General features: G+C 57.9%; 19 protein-coding genes. 11 read left to right on the top strand and 8 right to left on the bottom strand.

All coding sequences use genetic code 11. The features are described 5' to 3' along the window. Positions 1-11: 11 nt before the first annotated feature. On the bottom strand, positions 12-1394 hold the full coding sequence (gene ppnN / locus ACJO3M_RS18910) for a nucleotide 5'-monophosphate nucleosidase PpnN (RefSeq protein WP_407002935.1): 1383 nt from the start codon (positions 1392-1394) through the stop codon (positions 12-14). Positions 1395-1554: 160 nt separating this feature from the next. Between ppnN and thiI the strand changes: the two genes are divergently transcribed. Further along, on the top strand, positions 1555-3009 hold the full coding sequence (gene thiI, locus ACJO3M_RS18905; protein WP_407002934.1) for a tRNA uracil 4-sulfurtransferase ThiI: 1455 nt from the start codon (positions 1555-1557) through the stop codon (positions 3007-3009). A gap of 3 nt (positions 3010-3012) precedes the next feature. On the opposite strand, the gene ACJO3M_RS18900 is transcribed toward thiI, so the two are convergent. After that, positions 3013-4029, bottom strand: a complete 1017-nt coding sequence (locus ACJO3M_RS18900) for a histone deacetylase family protein (RefSeq protein WP_407002933.1) — start codon at positions 4027-4029, stop codon at positions 3013-3015. A 181-nt stretch (positions 4030-4210) separates the two neighbouring features. Here ACJO3M_RS18900 and ACJO3M_RS18895 point away from each other — a divergent pair, with 181 nt between their 5' ends. Beyond that, positions 4211-5665, top strand: coding sequence for an NAD-dependent succinate-semialdehyde dehydrogenase (locus ACJO3M_RS18895; protein ID WP_407002932.1), 1455 nt, complete (start codon positions 4211-4213; stop codon positions 5663-5665). 65 nt (positions 5666-5730) lie between these two features. Here the strand turns inward: ACJO3M_RS18895 and ACJO3M_RS18890 are convergent, their stop codons facing one another. From ACJO3M_RS18890 to ACJO3M_RS18880, 3 genes are read right to left on the bottom strand one after another with little or no spacing between them, the layout of a single operon-like run. Then, entirely contained in the window at positions 5731-6144 is a 414-nt protein-coding gene (locus tag ACJO3M_RS18890; RefSeq protein WP_407002931.1) for a type 2 periplasmic-binding domain-containing protein, read from the bottom strand. A gap of 9 nt (positions 6145-6153) precedes the next feature. After that, the gene (locus ACJO3M_RS18885) at positions 6154-7362 is read right to left on the bottom strand and encodes a hypothetical protein (RefSeq protein WP_407002930.1); all 1209 of its coding nucleotides are present in this window, start codon (positions 7360-7362) and stop codon (positions 6154-6156) included. Between the two features lie 21 nt (positions 7363-7383). Continuing rightward, a complete protein-coding gene (locus ACJO3M_RS18880) occupies positions 7384-8997 on the bottom strand; it encodes a methyl-accepting chemotaxis protein (protein WP_407002929.1) in 1614 nt (537 codons plus the stop codon). 266 nt (positions 8998-9263) lie between these two features. Between ACJO3M_RS18880 and uvrD the strand changes: the two genes are divergently transcribed. Next, the gene (gene uvrD / locus ACJO3M_RS18875; protein ID WP_407002928.1) at positions 9264-11429 is read left to right on the top strand and encodes a DNA helicase II; all 2166 of its coding nucleotides are present in this window, start codon (positions 9264-9266) and stop codon (positions 11427-11429) included. Here the strand turns inward: uvrD and modA are convergent. Both modA and arsB read right to left on the bottom strand, forming a co-directional pair. Continuing rightward, positions 11426-12175 (bottom strand): molybdate ABC transporter substrate-binding protein, encoded by a 750-nt coding sequence (gene modA / locus ACJO3M_RS18870; RefSeq protein ID WP_407002927.1) that lies wholly within the window; start codon positions 12173-12175, stop codon positions 11426-11428. The genes uvrD and modA overlap by 4 nt on opposite strands. 124 nt (positions 12176-12299) lie before the next feature. Further along, positions 12300-13370 (bottom strand): ACR3 family arsenite efflux transporter, encoded by a 1071-nt coding sequence (gene arsB, locus ACJO3M_RS18865; protein ID WP_407002926.1) that lies wholly within the window; start codon positions 13368-13370, stop codon positions 12300-12302. 218 nt (positions 13371-13588) lie between these two features. Between arsB and ACJO3M_RS18860 the strand changes: the two genes are divergently transcribed. Genes ACJO3M_RS18860 through arsJ form a run of 3 tightly spaced genes read left to right on the top strand, consistent with a single transcriptional unit; the run spans position 13589 to position 16601 of the window. Further along, a complete protein-coding gene (locus ACJO3M_RS18860; RefSeq protein WP_407002925.1) occupies positions 13589-14353 on the top strand; it encodes a metalloregulator ArsR/SmtB family transcription factor in 765 nt (254 codons plus the stop codon). A 45-nt stretch (positions 14354-14398) separates the two neighbouring features. Continuing rightward, complete coding sequence (locus ACJO3M_RS18855) at positions 14399-15403, top strand: ArsJ-associated glyceraldehyde-3-phosphate dehydrogenase (protein ID WP_407002924.1); 1005 nt, start codon at positions 14399-14401, stop codon at positions 15401-15403. A 1-nt stretch (position 15404) separates the two neighbouring features. Then, entirely contained in the window at positions 15405-16601 is a 1197-nt protein-coding gene (gene arsJ / locus ACJO3M_RS18850) for an organoarsenical effux MFS transporter ArsJ (RefSeq protein ID WP_407002923.1), read from the top strand. A 63-nt stretch (positions 16602-16664) separates the two neighbouring features. On the opposite strand, the gene ACJO3M_RS18845 is transcribed toward arsJ, so the two are convergent. Next, the gene (locus ACJO3M_RS18845; protein WP_407002922.1) at positions 16665-17069 is read right to left on the bottom strand and encodes an acyl-CoA thioesterase; all 405 of its coding nucleotides are present in this window, start codon (positions 17067-17069) and stop codon (positions 16665-16667) included. A gap of 194 nt (positions 17070-17263) precedes the next feature. Here ACJO3M_RS18845 and ACJO3M_RS18840 point away from each other — a divergent pair, with 194 nt between their 5' ends. From ACJO3M_RS18840 to phoU, 5 genes are all read left to right on the top strand, one after another. Continuing rightward, positions 17264-18313: a substrate-binding domain-containing protein gene (locus ACJO3M_RS18840; protein ID WP_407002921.1), complete on the top strand. Its 1050-nt coding sequence runs from the start codon at positions 17264-17266 to the stop codon at positions 18311-18313. 150 nt (positions 18314-18463) lie between these two features. Then, positions 18464-19852: a phosphate ABC transporter permease subunit PstC gene (pstC, locus tag ACJO3M_RS18835; RefSeq protein ID WP_407002920.1), complete on the top strand. Its 1389-nt coding sequence runs from the start codon at positions 18464-18466 to the stop codon at positions 19850-19852. Further along, on the top strand, positions 19845-21122 hold the full coding sequence (gene pstA / locus ACJO3M_RS18830; protein WP_407002919.1) for a phosphate ABC transporter permease PstA: 1278 nt from the start codon (positions 19845-19847) through the stop codon (positions 21120-21122). Before pstC ends, pstA begins: the two co-directional genes overlap by 8 nt. 11 nt (positions 21123-21133) lie before the next feature. Next, a complete protein-coding gene (pstB, locus tag ACJO3M_RS18825; protein WP_407002918.1) occupies positions 21134-22030 on the top strand; it encodes a phosphate ABC transporter ATP-binding protein PstB in 897 nt (298 codons plus the stop codon). 33 nt (positions 22031-22063) lie between these two features. Beyond that, positions 22064-22786 (top strand): phosphate signaling complex protein PhoU, encoded by a 723-nt coding sequence (phoU, locus tag ACJO3M_RS18820; protein WP_407002917.1) that lies wholly within the window; start codon positions 22064-22066, stop codon positions 22784-22786. Positions 22787-22854: the final 68 nt, after the last annotated feature.

Raw genomic sequence — 22854 nt, 5'->3', positions numbered from 1 at the left:
AGCGGGCCGGTTCAGGCCGCCCCGCTGACAATCCGGTAGCTGGGTTTGTAGCAACTGGAACCGGGCAGTTTCATCCGGTCCTGGGCCACGAACTGCTCAAGCATGGCCTCCAGGGGCTTGATCAGATTGGGGTCACCGGAAATTTCAAACGGCCCCTTTTGCTGCACCTGTCTGATACCGCTTTCCTTGACGTTCCCCGCCACAATACCGCTGAAGGCCTTGCGCAGGTTGGCGGCTATCATGTGCACCGGCTGGTCCCGGTGCAGTTCCAGTGCCAGCATGTTTTCATGATTGGGTTCGAAGGGTAGCTGGAACACCGGATCGATTTTCAGCATCCAGTTGAAGTAATAGGCGTCCTGCATGGCGCGGCGGAAGGTTTCCACTTCTTTCATGCCGTCCTTCATGGTTTGCGCCACCCGCCCCGGATCATCAATGATGATTTCATACTTGCTGGCGGCCTCGTCACCCAGGGCATTGCGGATGAACTGGTCGATCATCTCGAAGTATTCGGCGTTTTCCTGCTGGCCGGTGAAAACCACCGGGAAGGGCAGGTCGGCATTGTCCGGATGCAGGAGAATGCCCAGCAGATAGAGAATCTCCTCGGCGGTACCGACGCCGCCAGGGAAGACAATGACGCCATGACCGGTACGCACGAAAGCTTCAAGGCGCTTTTCAATATCCGGCATGATCACCAGTTCGTTGACGATCGGGTTGGGCGCCTCGGCGCCGATAATACCCGGCTCGGTCAGACCGATGTAGCGACCGTTCTTCACCCGCTGCTTGGCGTGACCAATGGTGGCGCCCTTCATCGGACCTTTCATGGCGCCCGGGCCGCAACCGGTGCAGATGCTCAGCGCCCGCAGGCCGAGTTGATGTCCTACTTCCTTGCTGTACTGATATTCCTGCTGGTTGATGGAGTGACCGCCCCAGCACACCACCAGATCCGGGAGGCGGCCGGCCTGCAGGACCCGCGCATTGCGCAGAATGTGAAAAATCAGGTTGGTGATATCTTCGGGATCGTCCCGCCGAAAGCCGGCCGCTGACTGCGGAATCGAGTAGGAATAGATAATGTCCCGCAACACCGAGAACAGGTGCTCGCGAATGGCCCTCAGCATTTCGCCATCCACGAAGGCATGGGCCGGGGCGTTCACCAGTTCCAGTTTCAGGCCCCGTGGCTGTGGTACCAGGCGCACATCAAAGTCCGCGTGAGCTTCCATCAGGGTCTTACAGTCATCGGTTTCAACGCCGGTGTTCAGAACCGCCAGGGCACACTGACGGAAGAGTCGGTAAAGACCACCTTCACTCCTGTCTTTCAGTCGGTTGACTTCGTGGTTGGAAAGAATCTCAAGGCTGCCCTCGGGTGATACCAGGGCATTGATGGTCGGTTCTGTCATGAACAGTATGGCTCCTGAACATTGTACGGAGTGGGTGTAATGGTCGGCCCTGCGGGTCGTTGATTATGGTGTTACGGCAATGCCTGATTTTGAGGCATCCGTCAAAACCGTTAGACTAGGCCTATTCTTTCCAATACGCCACCCGACAAAATTCTGATATATGAAACTCCTGATTCGTCCTGCGGCGGAAGTCGCCATTAAAAGCAAACCTGTACGTCGCCAGCAAATGCGGCACCTGCGCCAGAACATCCGCAAGGTGCTGTCGCGTCAGGACAGCGACATCCAGGTGGATGGCAGTTGGGACCGTGTGACCGTGGAAGTCCCTGATGGCCGGGGACTCTCCAGCGTGGTCCTTGACGAATTGATGCGCATCCCGGGTATCTCCACGATCCAGGAAATAGCCGTGTTCCCGTTTGTCAGTATGGACGATGTGGCGGACAAGGCCGTAGAGGCGTTTGCCGAGCGCATCAACGGCAAGACCTTTGCAGTGCGGGTGCGGCGTCATGGAAAGCACGACTTTCGCTCCATTGATCTTGAGCGGCACGTGGGCGGCGCACTGGTGCAGGCCTCCAGTCCGCAGGGGGTGAATCTGAAGGCTCCCCAGGTAGAGGTCCGTATCGAGATTCAGGACGACCGCTATCACATCGCTCACCGCAAACACCGGGGCCTGGGTGGCTATCCCCTGGGTAGCGTGGAAACCGTGATGACGCTGGTCTCCGGCGGGTATGACTCATCGGTGGCCGCCTATCTGATGATGCGCCGGGGCCTTCGCAGCCACTTCCTGTTCTTCAATCTGGGCGGTACGGCCCATGAAGTGGGCGTTCGCCAGGTGACGCATTACATCTGGGAGCGCTACGGTTCATCCCATGGCGCCAAGTTCATTTCCGTGCCCTTCGATGGCGTTATTGGCGAAATCATGCGGTCGGTCAATCACCGCCACTGGGGCGTGGTGCTCAAGCGCCAGATGCTGAAGGCGGCATCGGACATCGCCCGGCAGAGCAATGCCGTGGGTCTGGTGACCGGTGATGCGGTCGCCCAGGTCTCCAGCCAGACCCTGACCAATCTCAATGTGGTGGATCGCGCCAGTGACGAGGTGGTGCTCAGGCCCCTGGTCTCCATGGACAAGGAAAGCATCATCCGGATCGCGAAGGAGATCGGCACCGAGCCCTACGCCCGTACCATGCCGGAGTATTGTGGCGTGATTTCCCAGAAGCCGGCTACCCGGGCGAAACTGCACCGGGTGGAGGAAGACGAGGCTGAAATGGATGCGACGGTGCTGCAGCAGGCGATCGACAACCGTGAAGAAACACCGGTTGCCCGTCTGCTGGAAACCACCACCACGCCGGAAGAGGTGGAGCTGGTGCATACCCCGGACGTCAACGATGTCATCATCGATGTACGCCATCCGTCCGAGGGAGAGCAGTCACCCCTGACGATGACCAACAACGAAGTGCTGCAGATTCCTTTCTACGAGCTGAATCAGCAGATCGAATCGTTGCCTCAGGGGAAGCAGTACCTGCTGTACTGTGACCGTGGCACCATGAGTCGCATGCACGCCGGCCACCTGAAGGCTGAGGGGCATACCAACATCAAGGTGTATGCCCCGGCGTCCTGATCGTTACCCTTCGATGCCCTTGAAGAACTGCTGAACGTTGGCGCTCAGGGTATCCAGGTCATAACCGCCTTCCTGCACCACCAGGGTGGGGAGGCCGGTCTGGCGGACATGGGTGCCGATGCGGGAAAAGCCTTCGGAGGAGACCGACACCTTGGCCTGTGGGTCGTCCTTGTAGATATCAAAGCCCAGGGTCAGTACCAGTGCATCCGGCTGGAATAGACGGATGGCCGCCAGGGCCTCGTCCAGTTTGTCGAAGAAATCCTCTTCCGACGAACCATGGGGCATCGGCATATTGATGTTATAGCCGTAGCCTTCACCTTCCCCCCGCTCGTTCTCGAACCCGCTGACCACTGGATAGAAATTGGTCGGGTCGCCGTGAATCGAGATGTAGAGCACGTCACTGCGGTCGTAGAAGATTTCCTGAATGCCCTGGCCGTGGTGCATGTCCGTATCGAGTATCACCAGGCGCGGGAACCGGCTTTTCATGTGTTCGGCGGCAATAGCGGCATTGTTGAGGTAACAGAAGCCGCCGGCAGCATCCTTGCGGGCATGATGGCCCGGTGGGCGACACACCGCGTAGGAGATCCGCTCACCGGCGATCAGGGCATCGGCAGCGCCCAGCGCGGTTTGCGCTGACCAATAGGCAGCCTCCCAGGTATTGGCGCCGATCGGACAGCTGCCATCCGCCATGTAACGGGCCGCCTCGGCAAGAATGCCCTTCATGGCGTTGGGTGAACGCACAAAGATATTGGACATCACCTCGTCGCCCCAGTCATCGGGAATCTCCATCCAGCGGCGGTGGGCAGATTCCAGGAATCGCAGGTAGCCGAGATCGTGCACTTTGGAGATCGGCCCTGCACCCTGGTCCGCCGGCTGCAGTACTGGAACTCCCATGGCCTTCAGACCATCCAGCATCTGACCAGTGCGGTCGGGCACTTCCTGAGGCTGGCGCATCTGACCGCGGGTAAAGTAAGTCTTGGGAATATGCTGGTCCTGAGCAGGGTGGAAAAATGCTTTCATTTGCCGGCCTCCTGAATTGATCGTTCTTCGAGTATAGGCGCAGAAATCACGTGGTCAAAACACCTTAGTCTTACTTTACAGCCCGTGTTTCTGCATCCACTATGAGAGTCATGCTGCTGTGATGCAAACACCAACGGAACCCTGCTTTTCGACCGTTAATCATTGAATGAAAGGAGCCGAGATGATCGAGTCACCCCTGCTTGAAAAGTTGACTGGCTATATCGGCGGTCGCTGGTCTGATGCTGCCGAGGGCCAAACGTTTGACGTCTACAACCCCGCAACGGGAAAGGTCATTGCCAGCCTACCCTCCATGCCGGAGTCTGATGTGGTGGCGGCGGTGGAAGCGGGTAAATCCGCGCTTCGGCTGACCAATCCTTACACCCTGGAAACCCGCCGCCGTTGGCTGGAGGGCATCCGCGATGCGCTCAGGGAAAACAAGGAAGAAGTGGGCCGCATCCTGTGTATGGAACACGGCAAGCCGCTGAAGGAAGCCCAGGGCGAAGTGGATTACGCTGCTGGCTTCTTTGATTACTGCTCCAAACACATCCAGGCGCTGGACGCCCACACCCTGGCCGAAAAGCCCAAGGACTGCACCTGGACCGTTCACTACCGGCCCATTGGCGTGGCCGGGCTGATCACGCCGTGGAACTTCCCCATCGGCATGATCGCCAAGAAGCTGTCCGCCGCCCTGGCCGCCGGCTGCCCGTCGGTGATCAAGCCCGCCAGTGAAACCCCGTTGACGATGATTGCCCTGTTCAGTCTGATGGACAAGCACGTGGACCTGCCTGACGGCATGGTCAACCTGGTGATGGGCAAGGCCAGCGTCATTGGCAAGGTGCTGTGCGAAAGCCCCGATGTGCCGATGCTGAGCTTCACCGGTTCCACCGAGGTTGGTCGCAAACTGGTGGTGGATACTGCGGAGCAGGTGAAGAAACTGGCCCTGGAGCTGGGTGGCAATGCGCCGTTCATCGTATTCGATGACGCCGACCTGGATGCCGCTGCCGACAACCTGATTGCCAACAAGTTCCGCGGTGGCGGCCAGACCTGCGTCTGTGCCAACCGCATTTTCATCCATGAGAAAGTGGCTGATGCGTTTGGTGAAAAGCTGGCGGAGCGGGTCAACAAAATGACCGTGGGCGACGGCCTGACCGAAGACGTGGACCTCGGCCCGCTGATCAACAAGGCCGGGTTCGACAAGGTCAAACGCCATCTGGAGGATGCCCTCGAGAAAGGCGCAGGTCTTGTGGCCGGTAAGAAGCCGGAGGAACTGGGTGAAGGCCACCTGTTCTTCCCGCCAACCGTGATAACCGACGTGAACCGGGATATGTGCTGCTACCGGGAGGAAACCTTCGGTCCACTGGTACCGATGGCGCTGTTCCGCACTGAGGAGGAAGTGATCGAAGCGGGTAACGACACCGAGTTCGGTCTGGCCTCTTATGTGTTCACCAACGACGCTGAACGCGCCCAGCGGGTGGCGGCCGGTTTGCGTTTCGGTCACGTGGGTTGGAACACCGGTACCGGCCCGACACCGGAAGCGCCGTTCGGCGGTATGAAAGCGTCCGGCATTGGTCGTGAAGGTGGTTTGGAAGGTCTGTTTGAATTCGTGGAAGCCCAGACAGTTCCCAGAGGCTTCTGATCGCCCAATGATGGACACAGAAAGGGCGAGCCGTGGCTCGCCTTTTCTTGTTTCGGGGCCGGCCCTCAGGGTTTCAGGAGAACCTTGACCGTATCGTCCACTTCGGCATCGTCGATGTATCCGATTCCGCCAGGCGTGGAAGATACCTGAGCTTTCATCGCCGCCGTACTGCCAGCTTCCTCAGGTGGCTGACCGCGCCCGGTAAACACCTGCTTGGACCAGAAGGCCTTGAGCTGGGCGTCGTTCCGACCGGTCACTTTCTGGTGAAATTCAGCACGGGCCGTGTTGCCTTCGGGAAGTTCGAACGGCTGGGCGCTTTGGCCATTCGGCAAGGCTTTGCTGCGGTTCAGGTACAGATCGCGCACTTCATTGGAGCTGATGCTGTCAGGACCGGCCGGGTGACCAATGATCACAACCTCTGCAAGCACCAGAGGGCTGGCCAGCAAGCTGGCCGCAAATAACAGGCTTAGCTTTTTCATGGGGCCTCCTCAGAATGCCGAGTCAATTTTGATGGTGTAGACGTTGGTGCTGTTGGTGCCCGTTGCCAGAATATAGGCCGGGTCCAGGTTGCCTGTGCCCTTGTCAAAGCCGCGGGAATGGGTGATGTCCGCTTTGATCGCTACGCCAGGGGTGATATCCCATCGAGCGCCCACGCTGTAATCTTCGCGTTGAAAGTTAAGGATTGATTCCGGAGCCAGTACGGTTCCGCCGGCGGTGGTGACGAACCCGGAACGCTCATTGTCATCCTTGCTCTCAACCCACCCAAATGCCACGTAGGGTGTCCAGCTGCCAAAACGGTGACCGACAGAAAGGTAGGCAGAGTCCGTGTCCGCAAATCGACCGTCCAGCTCTACGCGGGTCACTTCACTGATGATTTGCCAATTGCCATCATCGTAGCTGGCGCCAATACCGTAAAAGTTGCCACGGTCATTATCGGCCAGGACGGTGTTGACGTTTGCTCCGGCGGGCGCCTGGGCTGCCAGCCTGGTCGCATCAATATCTGCCTCAGCGGTCGCGGCTACACCACGAATGCTCCAGACATAGTCAGTCCAGGTCAGGTTCAGGCCGGCAATATTGCGAAGCTGCACATCACCGGAGTTGCCGTCTTCATCCGTAAAGCCGGTAAAGAAGTTGGCTGTCAGCGATGAATTTTCAAAATTGAAGTTGTAACTGGCATCTGCTCCCACGTAGCTGGTCACAGCAATCGGACCGTATACGCTCTGGGGCGGGCGAGCCCAGGGTTGGGCGTAGCCGACTTCCAGTGAGTCCGAGTACATGAAGAACGGAATACGCATCTTGCCGGCACGCAGTTGCAGGTTATTGGTCGGTCGATGGCTCAGGTAGGCCCATTCAACCTGGGGGTCCCAGTCGTCGGCGCCGCGACCAACCAGCTGCATGACGATGTCGCTTTTGGGGGTCACTTCGAAAGTGCCCTGAAGCGCAAACAGGCTGAGGTCATTCACTTCAGATTCTTCAGTGATGCCGGCGTAACCGGCATCATTACTGGCGCGAGCGTAGCCGGTACTGAAGAACCCGTTAAAGCGAACGCCGGTATCCCGGGCGGAGTTCAGTTGCTGCTGCATGGAATTGAGCTGCTGCTGCATGCGCGCCAGGGCATCGTCTGTGTTGTCGTTTGCCGATGCCGGAGCGACGGCAATAGCGGACGCGAGACACAATGCTCTCGAATAGAGTTTCATCTGGAGGTTCCTTTGCTGGAGTTAAACTCGAAACTGGCTGGCGACGGACTGAAGGCCATGGCTGACTTTCTGGATATCTTCACTGACGGTATCCAGCTCATCCGTGCTCTCCATGACTGATTCGGCATTTCGGTGCATATCGGTCATGTAGCTGGTGATCTGATTGAAAGTGGTGCTTTGCTCGTAGGTCGCCGCGGCGATTTGTTCGTTGAGCCCGCTTATCTGCTGAACGCTGGTGAGTATTTGGTTCAGGATTTCGCCTGATTCCGTCGTTGCCTGGACGCCCTCGTGGGCGCGGCCGACACTGTTGTTCATGGACTCAACAGCGGCTGTTGAGAGTTTTGACAGCTCTGAAATCACACCCTGAATTTCTTCCGTGGACTTGTGGGTGCGAACGGCAAGCCCCCTGACCTCGTCTGCAACAACGGCAAAGCCGCGACCGTGCTCGCCTGCTCTCGCTGCTTCTATCGCTGCGTTCAGAGCCAACAGGTTCGTTTGTTCGGCAACCGCCTGAATAGTTTCCAGGAGCCCGCCTACCTTCGTGGAGAATTCGTCGAACTGATTGACCAGTTCTGAGGTGGATTCGATTTCGCTGACCAGCAAGCGAATGGACGTGGCATTACGTTCAACTTTCTCTTGTCCCGAGGTCGCAAAATTGGCGGCGTCTCTGGTTTGCTCAGAGGCGCTGGCGGCGAAACCGGCGACCTCCTCAACGCTGATCACCAGTTCATCTACAGAGTTGCGGGTGGAAGAAATGGATTGGGACTGGTGGCTGATGAGTTCCAGATTCCTGCTGCTGGTACTTCCCAGCTGGCCGGATACCGTGTTGAGCTTCGCTACGTCATTGCGAATAGTGCCGAAGGATGTGTGAAGCTTCTCAACGAAAAGATTGAAGTGATCGACCAGCTCTCTCAATTCATCACGTCCCTGGTACTCAATTCTTGATGTGAGATCGCCTTCCCCTGAGGCCATGTTGCGGAGAGAGCCAATGATGCGTGACAGGCTGGTGCTGATTGAACGACCGATCACCAGACTCAATGCAATCATGACGACCAGCGCGGTGACCAGAATGCCGACAGCGACCGTGCCGGCATCAGCGGAAGCTTGCAGTGTATGGTTGATTTCAGCTTCGAATCGGGCGCGTGTTTCTTGCTGCATCCGGGAGAAAGTGTCTTGCAGCGTTTCCAGTCGCTTTGCATTTTCCGATGCTTCACGGCCAATGCTCGAGAAATCCGCGGTTCCCTCGATCATCGCGCTGGCTATCCGCGTTGCTTCGGAATAATAGGTGTCGAGCAATTGACTGACCTGGCGAACGTCCCGGGACAGCCCCTGGTTCAGGACGGAAAGCTTTTTCAGGTTTTCGGATATGGTCGTTTTAAATCTGGCCGTTTCATTCAGTTGCTGATCATCACCAGTGGCGACGGATCCGTTGATCTGCTGCTCCATAAGCCGCAACTGACCGAGATTGATGGTGGTCAGTTCCAGGGTTGGGTACAGGCGGTCTTTAACCTCTGAAAGTCGTGACGAGTTTTTCCGGTCAGTGATAATCGAAAAGGTCAGGCTGATCAGAAAGGCGAGGATTGCCACTGTTACCAACAAGCCGAGCTTATGTGAAATCTTCAGGGCAGAGAGCATGGGGTCCATTTCCTTGGCGCGGTAAGCCGGGTAAAAGAGGCGCGGATTGTAGGTTTGTGAGTCATCTGTTTAAAACACTTGTTTGTATCCTGGTGTTTCAAAGTGTTTCAGGCGGGCCGTTGCGCGCGTTTATCCCTTGCCATGACCTGCTCTGGCCTGTTTGAAAAATGTTGTTAAATGCAGAATTCCCCTTGGGGTGAGGTCTCTCAAAACTGTCCCTGTTATACTTCTGCGTCTCGAATCACCGGATATAGCGGACTTTTTCAATGGATGTCTCCCACATAATCGACGCCCTCAACGACGCCCAACGCGAGGCCGTGACCGCCCAGAACGACCACCTGCTGGTGCTGGCGGGGGCCGGCAGTGGCAAGACGCGGGTGCTGGTGCACCGGATGGCGTGGCTGATGCAGGTGGATCGGGTGCCGCCAACCGGGATTCTGGCAGTGACGTTCACCAACAAGGCCGCCAGGGAGATGCGTTACCGCATTGAACAGATGATGGATATCCCGGCCCGTGGCCTGTGGTTCGGTACCTTTCACGGCATTGCCCATCGCCTGTTGCGCTCGCACTGGCAGGACGCCGGGTTGCCGGAGAATTTCCAGGTGCTGGACAGCGACGATCAACTGCGGCTGGTCAAGCGGGTGATGCGGGAGATGCGGATTGATGAGAGCCGCTGGCCGCCGAAACAGGCCCAGTGGTTCATCAACAGCCATAAGGATGAGGGCTTGCGGGCGGATCACATCCAGGAGAACCCCGGCGATCACTTCACCTCCACCATGCTGGTTGTCTATCGTCAGTATGAAAAGCTGTGCCAGCAAAGCGGTCTGGTGGATTTCGGCGAACTGCTGCTGCGCTCCCATGAGCTGTGGCTGCACCGGCCGGAATTGCTGGCCCATTACCAGAGCCGTTTCCAGCACATTCTGGTGGACGAGTTCCAGGACACCAACACCATTCAATACGCCTGGCTGCAGGTGCTGGCCAGCAACCGGGTGCCGTTGACCGTGGTGGGGGACGACGACCAGTCCATCTACGGCTGGCGGGGCGCCAAGATCGAGAACATCCAGCAGTATCAGCGGGATTTCCCCAACGCCCGGCTGATCAAGCTGGAGCAGAATTACCGGTCCACGCAACTGATTCTGAAAGCGGCCAACTCGGTGATTGCCAACAATCAGGGCCGCCTGGGCAAGGAGTTGTGGACCGACGGGCCGGACGGCGAGCCGATCAGCCTGTACGCCGCCTTCAACGAGCAGGATGAAGCCAACTACATTGCCGACACCATTTCCGGCTGGGCGCTGGACGGCAACCTGCGCAGTGAATCTGCGATTCTCTATCGCTCCAACGCCCAGTCCCGGGTGCTTGAAGAAGCACTGATGCGCCAGGGCATTCCCTACCGGGTCTACGGTGGTTTGCGGTTCTACGACCGCCAGGAAATCCGCAACGCCCTGGCATACCTGCGTCTGGTGCACTACCGCCGTGACGATGCCGCCTTTGAGCGGGTGGTGAATGTGCCGGCGCGGGGGATCGGAGCGAAAAGCCTGGCGGAATTGCGGGAAGTGGCCACGGGCCAGAGTATTTCCCTGTGGGAGGCCGCCGAGCGGCTGCTGGAAGCTGGGCTGATGAAAGGTCGCGCCAAGACCGGGTTACAGTCGTTTATGCAGATCATCAACGACCTGTCAGAGATGGTGGACGACGCCTCCCTGCACGGCCTGATGAAACAGACCATTGAGGCCAGTGGGCTGAAAGATTACCACGCCAGTGAAAAGGGCGAGAAAGGGCAGGCCAGGGTGGAGAACCTGGAAGAACTGGTCAACGCGCTGTCGGATTTTGAGGTGGAAGACGGCGTCGATCCGTTAGCAGAGTTCATCGCACAGGCGGCGCTGGACGCGGGTGAATCCCAGGCGGAATCCCATGAGGACAGTGTCCAGCTGATGACGCTGCACTCCGCCAAAGGGCTGGAGTTCCCGCTGGTGTTCCTGGCCGGTGTGGAAGAGGGCCTGTTTCCCCACAGCATGTCCCTGGAAGAGCCGGGGCGCATGGAGGAGGAGCGCCGCCTTGCCTACGTGGGTATTACCCGGGCCATGAAAAAGCTGGTGCTTACTTACGCGGAATCCCGCCGTTTGTACGGGCAGGAGAAGTTTAACGCCCTGTCACGGTTTGTGCGGGAGATTCCGGGTGACTGCATCCAGGAAGTGCGGTTGCGCAATACCGTCAGCCGACCGGCGATGCTGGAGCGCCCCAACGAAAGCCTGTTCAGTCAGGACTCCGCGGCGCAATCCGGCTTCAGCCTGGGGCAGCGGGTGCGTCATCCGAAGTTCGGGGAAGGGATCGTGATGAACAGCGAAGGTACGGGGCATCACACCCGGGTGCAGGTGAATTTCGACGAAGGCGCCAAGTGGCTGGTGCTGGCCTACGCGCCCCTGGAGGCTTGTTAAGGGTTCTCGGGCAACTCGAATCCGTAACGATCCATTATCGCCCGGGCCTGGTCGCTGTTGATAAAATCGGCAAAGCGCCAGGCCAGCTCATTGTCCGCAGCCCGACGCGTAATGATGAAGCCCTGCTTCAGCGGTGAGTGCAGGGTGCCTGGCACCAGGGAATAGCGCCCCACCTCCGCCAGTGACGGGCTCAACACCAGCGACAGCGCCACGATGCCAGCATCGGCATTACCGGTTTCAACAAACTGTGCCGTCTGGGCAATGTTACTCCCCAGCACCAGGCGCTCTTCGACTTTATCCCAGATTCCTGCAGATTCCATGGCTTCCTGCGCGCGTTGTCCGTAAGGAGCGTGCCTGGGGTTGGCGATGGCTATTCGCTTGATATCAGCTCGGGGCAGGTCTGCCAGCGACAGCGGCTCACCCTCTGCGCTGGACCAGACGACCAGTCGGCCAACGGCGTAGGGATAAACCGGAGACGCTGCCAGCCCTGCCTCCTCAAGTCGTTCCGGATAGGCGATGTCCGCCGAGAAATAAAGGTCGTACGGGGCGCCGTGTTTAATCTGTGCATGAAATCTGCCGGAAGAACCATAAACGACCTTAACGGTCTGGTTGGCGTTCTGCAGGTGAAATTCGTCCAGTATCTCATCCATTGCGAACTTCAAATCCGAAGCGGCGGCCACCGTCAGGTTCTCTGCCCAGGCTGGGGCAATGGTGAATAAGGTCAGTAGTAGTGTGCGGATCATCATTGAACTAACACCCCAGAGATAATGACTGCGAGAAGAATCCCGTAAAACGGAAGGTCGCCGTATTGGCCGGCGCAGACAGGTTAGCGCCGGCTCTCGAATACTTCCAGTAACCGGTTTCGGCCATTCAGGTCGGGAACCGGTCCCGGGTGTTGTTGGCAATACGCACCAGCATCAGCATCAGCGGGACTTCCACCAGCACGCCAACCACCGTCGCCAGGGCGGCGCCGGATTGCAGGCCGAACAGGGCGATGGCGGCGGCTACGGCCAGTTCGAAGAAGTTGCTGGCACCGATCATGGCGCCCGGCGCGGCGATGCAGTGGCGAACCTTCCATAGCCGGGCCCAGCCATAGGCAATGAAGAAAATCAGCACGGTCTGAATGATCAGCGGCACCGCGATCAGGGCAATGTGCAGGGGATTTTCCAGAATCACTTCGCCCTGGAAAGCAAACAGCAGCACCAGAGTAACGATCAGCGCCGCCGGTGTGATCGGCCCAAGGCGCTTCATGAACACGTCGTCGTACCAGCGCTGGCCACGCCGGGCAATCAGTGTGCGGCGGGTCAGGTAACCGGCGACCAGGGGGATCACGATATACAGCACGACCGACAGAATGACGGTGTCCCAAGGCACTTGAATATCGGAAATGCCCAGCAGGAACACCACAATGGGTGCGAACGCGAACAGCATGATGATGTCGTTCAGGGACACTTGCACCAGGGTGTAGGCGGCATCGCCCCTTGTCAGGTAGCTCCAGACAAACACCATGGCGGTGCAGGGCGCAGCGCCCAGCAGAATCGCACCGGCCAGGTATTCGCTGGCCAGTTGCGGTGCAATAAACGGCTCGAACACCACCATCAGGAAGAACCAGGCGATGGCAAACATGGTGAAAGGCTTGATCAGCCAGTTCACCACCGTGGTGATGGCCAACCCTTTGGGCTCTTTTCTCACGTCCAGGATCGCACCGAAATCGATCTGGGCCATCATCGGAAAGATCATGGCCCAGATCAGAATGGCAATGGGGATCGAAACCTGGGCATATTCGAAGTGGGACAGTGTTTCGGGAATCGAGGGCGCCAACTGACCCAGGGTCACGCCGGCGATGATGGCCAGAGCTACCCAGACCGACAGGTACTTCCCGAACAGATCCATGCCGCCTCTGGCGTCTTCAGCTGAGGTGACTTCTATATTGCTGTTCATTGCTTACCTCTCACATGGACTGCTGATTGACTCGTTGTGATGCTTCTTCATAGTACTCCTTAATTCACTCTGCAGAATTCATGGATCTGGATTGCGTTTCGAAGCTTGGCTGTTCGGCTGGATCAGCCCTGGTCGGAAAAGGGTTTACTTTACCGTTTTGCCTGCTTAATATCCAAAACATCAGATATCCATTAATCAATATATACGGATAGACAGATATGAAGCGTCGGGTTTTGTTTGTCTGCAGCGCCAACAGCGCCCGCTCCCTGATGGCAGAGGCCCTGCTTAAAGACATGGCGGGGGATCGTTTTGAGGTGGCCAGTGCCGGCACCGAGCCAACCCATCCGAATCCCATGGCATTGCAGGTTCTGGAGGAGTCCGGGATTGCGGTGGCGGGGTTGCATAGCAAACGGCTGGCGGATCTGCAGGAGGAATCCTGGGATTACGTGATTACCCTGTGCGAGAAAGCGGCCAACGAGTGTGGAACCGTTTGCGAGCCGGCCCAGCAAATTGCCTGGGACTTTCCGGACCCGGCGCTCAGCAACCGCCATGCGACTTTTGCTCTGACACTCAAGGAGCTCAAGGAACGGATCGGGCTGTTTACCCTGGTGCATCAGAAGGAAACGGGTCTGAAACCCCTGGAATACAACCCGGTAACCGTATTTCGGGCGTTCGGGGACGAATTGCGGCTGACTATGCTGATGCTGATTCGTGACCAGAAAAAACTCTGCGTGTATGAGCTGACCAAGGCACTGGATGTGTCACAGCCAAAGGTCAGCCGGCATTTGGCGACCCTGAAAGATGCTGGATTGCTTGAGACGGAACGTCAGGGCCAGTGGGTCTATTACTACCTTCATCCCCAGTTGCCCCAGTGGGTGTTACGGGTGCTGGATGAGACCTCGGGTGGTCATACGAAACTGATAGAACAGGAAAAAGAGCGGTTGAAGGCCATGCCCGACCGTCCTGTTATCCGGTTTCTCTGAATTCAGCGTGACTCATCGGATTACAGAGCATTCAAGGAGCGCATCATGAGCAAGATCAAAGTCGGTATTAACGGGTTCGGCCGTATCGGTCGCCTCGCCCTCAGGGCCGCCTGGGAGTGGCCGGAGATGGAGTTTGTCGCTATCAACGATCCAGGCGCCGACGCTGGCACCCTGGCCCATCTGCTGAACTTTGATAGCGTGCATGGCCGCTGGAACCACGAAGCGATTGCCGATGGCGCGGACATTGTCATTGGCGACCAGCGCATGCGCGTGACCCACAACAAGACCATCGGGGAGACCGACTGGTCTGGCTGTGATCTGGTGATCGAAGCCAGCGGCAAGATGAAGAAAGTGGATGTACTGAACACCTATCTGGACCAGGGGGTGAAGCGGGTGGTTGTCACCGCACCGGTTAAGGAAGCCGGAGCGAAGAATATCGTGGTGGGGGTGAATGACGAGATTTTTGATCCGGCAAATGACCGTATTGTTACCGCCGCCTCCTGCACCACCAACTGCCTGGCGCCAGTGGTGAAAGTGATCCACCAAAAACTGGGCATCAAGCACGGTTCCATTACCACTATCCACAGTCTGACCAACACCCAGACCATTATCGATGCGCCCCATAAAGATCTGCGGCGGGCAAGGGCCTGCGGCAGCTCGCTGATCCCGACCACCACCGGCTCGGCCACCGCCATTATCGAGATCTTCCCGGAACTGAAAGGCCGGCTGGATGGCCACGCGGTGCGTATTCCGCTGACCAACGCTTCACTGACCGATTGTGTGTTTGAAGTAGAAACGCCGACGGATCGTGACACCGTGAATCAGTTGCTGAAGGAAGCCGCCGAAGGTGAGCTGAAGGGGGTTCTGGGGTATGAGGAGCGCCCGCTGGTGTCCATCGACTACAAGACCGATCCGCGCTCGTCCATCGTCGATGCCCTGTCCACCATGGTGGTTAACGGCACCCAGGTGAAAATCTACGCCTGGTACGACAACGAGTGGGGCTACGCTAACCGCACCGCCGAATTGGCGCGCAAGGTAGGTTCTGCCTGACATGAGCGCCGCCATCCGACAGTACCTGGTCATCACCGGCAACTACTGGGCCTTTACCCTGACGGATGGCGCCCTGCGGATGCTGGTGGTGCTGCATTTCCACCAGTTGGGCTATTCGCCGCTGGAGATCGCCCTGTTGTTCATCTTCTACGAGTTCTTCGGGGTGGTGACCAACCTGGTGGGCGGCTATCTGGGCGCCCGCATGGGCCTGAACCGCACCATGAATATCGGGCTGTTCCTGCAGATTGTGGCACTGGCGATGCTGGCGGTACCGACGGCCATGCTCACTGTGCCCTGGGTCATGGCGGCGCAGGCCATGTCCGGTGTTGCCAAGGATCTGAACAAGATGTCCGCCAAGAGTGGCATCAAGCTGCTGGTGCCGGATGAGCAGCAGGGCACCCTGTACAAATGGGTCGCCATCCTCACCGGTTCCAAGAACACCCTCAAGGGTGTGGGCTTCTTCCTGGGTGGCGTATTGCTGATGACAGCCGGCTTCACGGGCGCGGTGATCCTCATGGCTGTGGCTCTGGGCCTGGTTTGGCTGGCGAGCCTGTTTCTGCTCAAACAGGAGCTGGGCAAGAGCAAGGCGAAACCGAAGTTCAGTGAGATCCTGTCGAAGAGCCGGGCCATTAACGTGCTCTCAGCGGCGCGTATGTTCCTGTTCGGTGCCCGGGATGTTTGGTTCGTGGTGGCGCTGCCGGTCTACTTGCATACGGTGTTCGGCTGGGATTTCTGGAAGGTGGGCGGCTTCATGGCCACCTGGGTCATCGGTTATGGCTTCATCCAGACCATTGCACCGCGTATTACCGGTAATCAGGAGGGCAAACAACCGGCGGTGCTCTGGGCTACAGCCCTGGCGCTGATCCCTGCGGCGATTGCCGTTGGCCTGATGGCGGGCTGGTCACCACAGGTGGTGGTGATCGGAGGCCTGCTGCTGTTTGGCGTACTGTTTGCCATCAACTCCTCCCTGCACAGCTATCTGATCGTCAGCTATGCGCGGGGCGATGGCGTATCCCTCGATGTGGGCTTCTATTACATGTCCAACGCCGCCGGCCGGCTTCTTGGCACCATCCTGTCGGGCTGGGTGTACCAGGCCTATGGGCTGGAAGCTTGCCTGTGGATATCCACCGGGCTGGTGGCGACGGCGGCGTTGCTTTCACTGTTGTTGCCAGAGAAGCGACCGGTGATTGTGGGGTAGTGATAAATCACGGGCTATCGAGGCAATAGCGCCTGCGATAACCGTTGGCACAGTACCGGCTGTTCAACCGTTCTGGTCGGGCACTTCACGAATACGGCCCTGCTCATCAATCGCAACATACACGAATCGCCCTTCAGTAACCTTGCGGGGATGTTTGGCCGTGCGATCCAGTGTCCAGACTTCGACCTCAATTTTCATGGAGCTGCGGCCAATGTCGACCAGTTCGCAGTAGCAACCGACCTGGGAGCCAACTCTCAGCGGGGAAAGAAACTCCATCCGGTCCATTGCGACCGTGGCGTTGCGGCCCTGGGAGATCCGCCCGGCGATAGTGGCCGCGGCAATGTCCATTTGCTTGACCAGCCAGCCGGCAAAGACATCGCCGTTGGCATTGGTGTCCGAGGGTAACGGAACAATCTGGAGAATCAGCTCGCCTTTCGGCGTGGGTTTGTCATCATCGAGCGCTGTCATGGAGCCTGCCTTATATATTGCTGAGTATTGTTTTACACGCATGTTAACGGCCTGCGGGCAGTCTGCAAGAAAAATTGAGCGCCGTGATCTATATTTCAGTAGCTGTAACAAAGTTGTCACAGAGCCCCGTTAGTCTTCACTCATCGGTAAAGCAAATCCGACTATAAAGTCCAAATGAAAAATGGAGACTCAGCGTGATTAAACTGAAAACCGCCCTTACAACTGTGGCACTGGCAGGCAGCATTGCCGCCGTATCCACTCCGGCCATGGCTCGCGATACCATCAACATCGTGGGTTCTTCAACGGTTTACCCGTTTGCCACCGTGGTTGCCGAGCGTTTTGGTCGTAACACTGACTTTCCGACTCCGAAGCTGGAATCCACCGGTTCCGGCGGCGGCCTGAAGCTGTTCTGTGAAGGTGTGGGCACCCAGCACCCGGACATCACCAACGCTTCCCGCCGCATGAAGAAGAGCGAGTTTGATAACTGCCAGGCCAACGGCGTTAAGGAAATCACCGAAGTACGTATCGGCGCTGACGGTATTGTTATTGCCAACTCCAATGATGCCGAGAAGCTGGACCTGAGCCTGGAGCAGGTGTTCCTGGCCCTGGCCAAGGATGTTCCGAACCCTGACGGTGGTGACGAGCTGGTCGCCAACCCGTACCAGAAGTGGAGCGAAATCGACTCCAGCCTGCCGGATATGGACATCAGCGTGATGGGCCCCCCTCCGACTTCCGGTACCCGTGACGCCTTTGTTGAGATCGCAATGGAAGGTGGCTGTAAGCAGTACGACTTCATCAAGAAGATGGAGAAGAGCCAGATGAAGTCCGTCTGCCACAGCATGCGTGAAGACGGTCCGTTCGTTGAAGCAGGCGAGAACGACAACCTGATCGTTCAGCGTCTGGCCCAGGATCCGGAAACCCTTGGCATCTTCGGCTACAGCTTCCTGATGGAAAACGAAGGTCAGATTCAGGCATCCACCATTAACGGTGTTGAGCCGACTCCTGAGTCCATCGCGGCTGAAGAGTATCCGGTCGCCCGTTCACTGTTCTTCTACATCAAGAAGGCGCACGTTGGCGTGGTTCCGGGTATCCAGGAATACGTGGCCGAGTTCACCAGCGAAAGCACCTGGGGCGACAACGGTTACCTGGTTGATGTGGGCCTTATCCCGAACCCGCGTGATCAGCGCATGAAGACTGCCAAGGCGGTCAAGGCACTGAAGCCGATGACCGGTAACGAGCTGTAAGGTTCGGCAGAGACACGTCAGGGATGACAAAAAGGAACGCGGGCCTGCAGGTCCGCGTTCCTTTATTACGTTCAGATGAATATTTCTGGCCAGCTTGCTGGCAAAATAGACGCCTTAGCTAACTAATACGCCAACACGACAGAGACTGTTATGCAGACGGCTAACCTTTTGCCCCTTGTTCTGGTTCTCGCGGTTGCTGCCTATGGACTCGCATTCATGCGTTCCAGGGCGGTAGCGGCACCGCTTGGCGGAATCCGGAACCTCAAGGCACTTCCATTCTATTACGCGGCGCGGGCGGCCCTCTGGTGCGCGATTCCCGCCCTTGTTGTTCTGGCAATCTGGACCGGCTTTGAGGGCAAAGTCATTCAGGACATTGTCATCGCGTCATTGCCACAGGATGTGTGGCCCAAATCACCGGGCCAGGCCAGCCTGGTGATTTCCCAGATCGGTAACGTGGCTGCAGGTAAACTGAACCCGGATTTTGTGCCGGAACACATCGCTGGTGCAGCGGGGCTGCTGGAAACACTCCGGGATCAGAGCCGGATGTTCAAGGCGATTCTGGTGGTGCTGATCGCGGTGCTGGGTGCCGCTTTCGCGTGGACCCGCGTGGCGCCCCATATCAATGCCCGTGAAAGCGTGGAGAAAACCCTCCGCCGGATCTTCTTTGTATGTGCGGCGGTTGCCGTGCTGACCACCGTTGGCATCGTATTCTCGGTGATTTTTGAAACTGTGCGATTTTTCGGCAAAGTGCCGATCACCGAATTCCTGTTTGGTACCTCCTGGAGCCCGCAAACCGCCTTGCGTGCGGATCAGGTCGGATCCGATGGCGCCTTCGGCATGATCCCGCTGTTTACCGGCACGCTGTTGATTTCAGCAATCGCTCTTTTTGTCGCGGTGCCGATCGGTTTGCTGTCCGCCGTTTACCTGTCGGAATACGCCAGCAAGCGCATTCGCTCCACGGTCAAGCCGCTGCTGGAAATGCTGGCTGGCGTGCCTACGGTTGTTTATGGCTTTTTCGCGGCACTGACGGTCGCGCCGTTCATTCGTGATCTGGCGGAGCTGGTTGGGCTGGAGGCGTCCTCCCAGAGCGCTCTTGCGGCGGGACTGGTGATGGGCATCATGATCATTCCTTTTGTCTCATCCCTGTCGGACGACGTTATCAACGCGGTCCCCCAGACCCTGCGGGACGGTTCCCTCGCCCTGGGCGCGACCCAGTCGGAAACCATGAAGAACGTGATTTTCCCGGCGGCATTGCCGGGCATCATCGGCGGCATTCTGCTGGCGGCATCGCGGGCCATTGGTGAAACCATGATCGTGGTGATGGCGGCGGGCCTGGCCGCCAACCTGACCGCCAATCCACTGGATTCGGTAACCACGGTGACCGTTCAGATTGCCACGTTGCTGGTAGGTGACCAGGAGTTCGACAGTGCCAAGACGCTGTCGGCATTCGCCCTGGGCATGATGCTGTTCATCGTGACGCTGGCGCTCAACGTGGTTGCACTCAAGATTGTACGTAAATATAGGGAACAGTATGACTGATCAACGTTCTCAGGCGGAGTTAGTCCGTCAGTCACTGGCGCGCCGGTACCGTAAGGAGCGCCGTTTCCGTCTGTACGGCATCCTGGCCATTTCCATCGCGCTGGCGTCTCTTTTCATCCTGTTTGCCGACATCATCGGCAAGGGCTACACCGGTTTTGTGAAGACAACGATCACCCTCGATGTGACGCTGGATTCGGAAGCCATGTACCTGGATGATCCGACCGATGAAGATCAGATCTCCATGGCGGATTTCGCCGCGCCGATTATTGCGGCGTTGCAGGAGCATTTTCCGAATGCGGAAGGTGCGTCGGCCAGGCGCGAACTGGGCCGGTTGGTTGGCAGCTACGCAGCCAGCGATGTTCGCGATTTCCTCGAAAACAATCCGGATTTGCTGAATACCACACAAACCATGGAGTTCCTCGCGCACGACACGGTGTCGGTGTATGTGAAGCATGCTGACAATCCCAGCTACAGTATCCGCCTGTCGGAGCGACAGCAGGGATGGGTTGATGAACTGCTGGAGAAGGGCGTTATTGATACCGGTTTCAATGACGTGCTGTTCAGCCGGGGTGACTCACGGGAGCCCGGCAACGCCGGCATTCTGGGCGCCATCGTAGGATCGTTGTTGACGATGCTGGTTACCCTGGCGATCTCGTTTCCGATGGGGATTGCGGCAGCCATTTATCTGGAAGAGTTCGCACCCCAGAACAGGATCACTGACTTCATCGAGGTCAACATCAACAACCTGGCGGCGGTGCCCTCAATCATCTTTGGTCTGTTGGGGCTGGCGGTGTTTATCGGGCTGTTCGGCATGCCACGTTCGGTGCCGGTGGTGGGTGGTCTGGTGTTGGCACTGATGACCCTGCCAACAATCATCATTTCCAGTCGTGCGGCCATCAAGAGCGTGCCGCCGTCGATCCGGGAAGCAGCCGAAGGTATTGGCGCGTCGAAAATGCAGGTGGTGCTTCATCATGTGGTTCCGCTGGCCATGCCCGGCATGCTGACCGGCTCCATCATCGGTATGGCGCAGGCACTGGGTGAAACCGCGCCGCTGTTGTTGATTGGCATGGTGGCCTTCATTGTCGAAGTGCCGGACGGTTTCTTCAGTTCCGCAACTGTACTGCCGGTACAGATTTACCTTTGGGCAAGCAGCTCCGAGCAGGGCTTTGTCGAGCTGGCCTCCGCCGGCATCATGGTGCTGCTTGCCTTTATGATCAGTATGAATGCATTGGCCATCTGGCTCCGTAAGCGTCTTGAGCGCCGGTGGTAAAGGAGAAAGCTATGAATATGAACGAATCGATTACCAGCGTAGCTGAAACATCGGATGACAGCGTGAAGGCCCCTCAGGAGCCCACCGCCGCCACAAAGCGGGAAGATATTGCGGTTGAAGAGGGCAAAACCGTCGGCGTTCCCTACGCTGACGATCCCAAGTTCAAGCTTCGCAACGTCGAGGTGTTCTACGGTGAGGATCGCGCCATCAAGGACATCAGCCTGGACATCGCCCGTAACGAGGTGATCTCTTTCATCGGCCCGTCCGGCTGCGGCAAGTCCACGTTCCTGCGCTGCCTGAACCGCATGAACGACAGTATTGATATCTGCCGAGTCAAAGGTCAGTTGATGCTGGATGACGAGGATATCTACCACTCCAGGAAAGACGTGGTGGAGCTGCGTGCCCGCGTGGGCATGGTGTTCCAGAAGCCGAACCCGTTTCCCAAGTCGATCTACGACAACGTGGCTTATGGCCCGCGCATTCACGGCCTCGCCAACCGCAAATCGGAACTGGATGAGATCGTTGAAAACAGCTTGCGCAAGGCCGGCCTCTGGAGCGAGGTGAAAGACCGCCTGGACGCCACGGCAACCGGTATGTCCGGTGGTCAGCAGCAGCGCCTGTGTATCGCCCGCGCCATCGCCGTCAGCCCGGAAGTGATCCTGATGGACGAACCGTGTTCAGCGCTGGACCCCATCGCAACCGCTCGGGTGGAAGAACTGATCTCCGAAATGTCGGAAAGCTACACCATCGTGATCGTGACCCACTCCATGCAGCAGGCGGCCAGGGTGTCTCACCGCACCGCGTATTTCCATCTGGGGCATCTGGTGGAAGTCAACGAAACCTCCAAGGTCTTTACCGCACCCGAACATGAACTGACCGAATCCTACATCACTGGCCGTTTCGGCTAATCCGGTCATTGTTGAACATTGGAGAACAGAGCTATGCCAAATAAAAAGGACGACGTATACGGCGATCACATATCGCACAAGTTCAACGATGAACTGCTGGAGCTCAAGACCGAGTTCCTGAAAATGGGCGGTATGGTCGAATCCCAGGTGGAACGCGCTATCCAGGCGCTGGTGGATAACGATGGCCACCTGGCGGATGAAGTGCGCGCCGGCGACAAGAAGGTCGACCAGATGGAGATCGACATCGATGAAGAGGCGACTTTGATCATCGCCCGCCGTCAGCCCACCGCGCGGGATCTGCGCCTGGTGATTTCGGTGATCAAAATGGTCGCGGACCTTGAGCGGGTAGGGGATGAAGCGAAGAAGATCGCCAAGTTCGCTATCAAGCTTAATGAAGAAGGCCAGGCTCCCCGCGGCTACGTGGAAGTCCGTCACATCGGCAATCATGTGCTGAGCATGCTGCACGATGCTCTGGACGCCTTCGCTCGTCTGGATTCACAGCAGGCGCTGCGGATCATGAAAGAGGACAAGCGGGTTGATGAGGAGTACCAGGCAGCCACGCGAACGTTGCTGACGTTCATGATGGAAGACACGCGCAACATCTCACGCTGCATGTCGGTGATGTGGGTGCTTCGTGCCCTGGAGCGGGTGGGTGATCACGCCTGCAACATTGCCGAGAATGTGATTTTCATGGTCAAGGGCGAGGATGTTCGTCATACGCCGGTGGAAGAGGCCGAGAGGGTCGTCGGTCGCTGACTTGGTTCTTTTGGGCCGGGCTTTATCAGGCTTGGCGGGAGGGCCGGTGTGTGGTTCGGCTTTCCGGG

Origin of the sequence: Marinobacter alkalisoli (assembly GCF_045449795.1) — a bacterium.
In the GTDB taxonomy this organism is placed as follows: Bacteria; Pseudomonadota; Gammaproteobacteria; order Pseudomonadales; family Oleiphilaceae; genus Marinobacter.
Note: the sequence above shows the minus strand (reverse complement) of the source record. Positions and strands in the feature narration are given on the sequence as shown.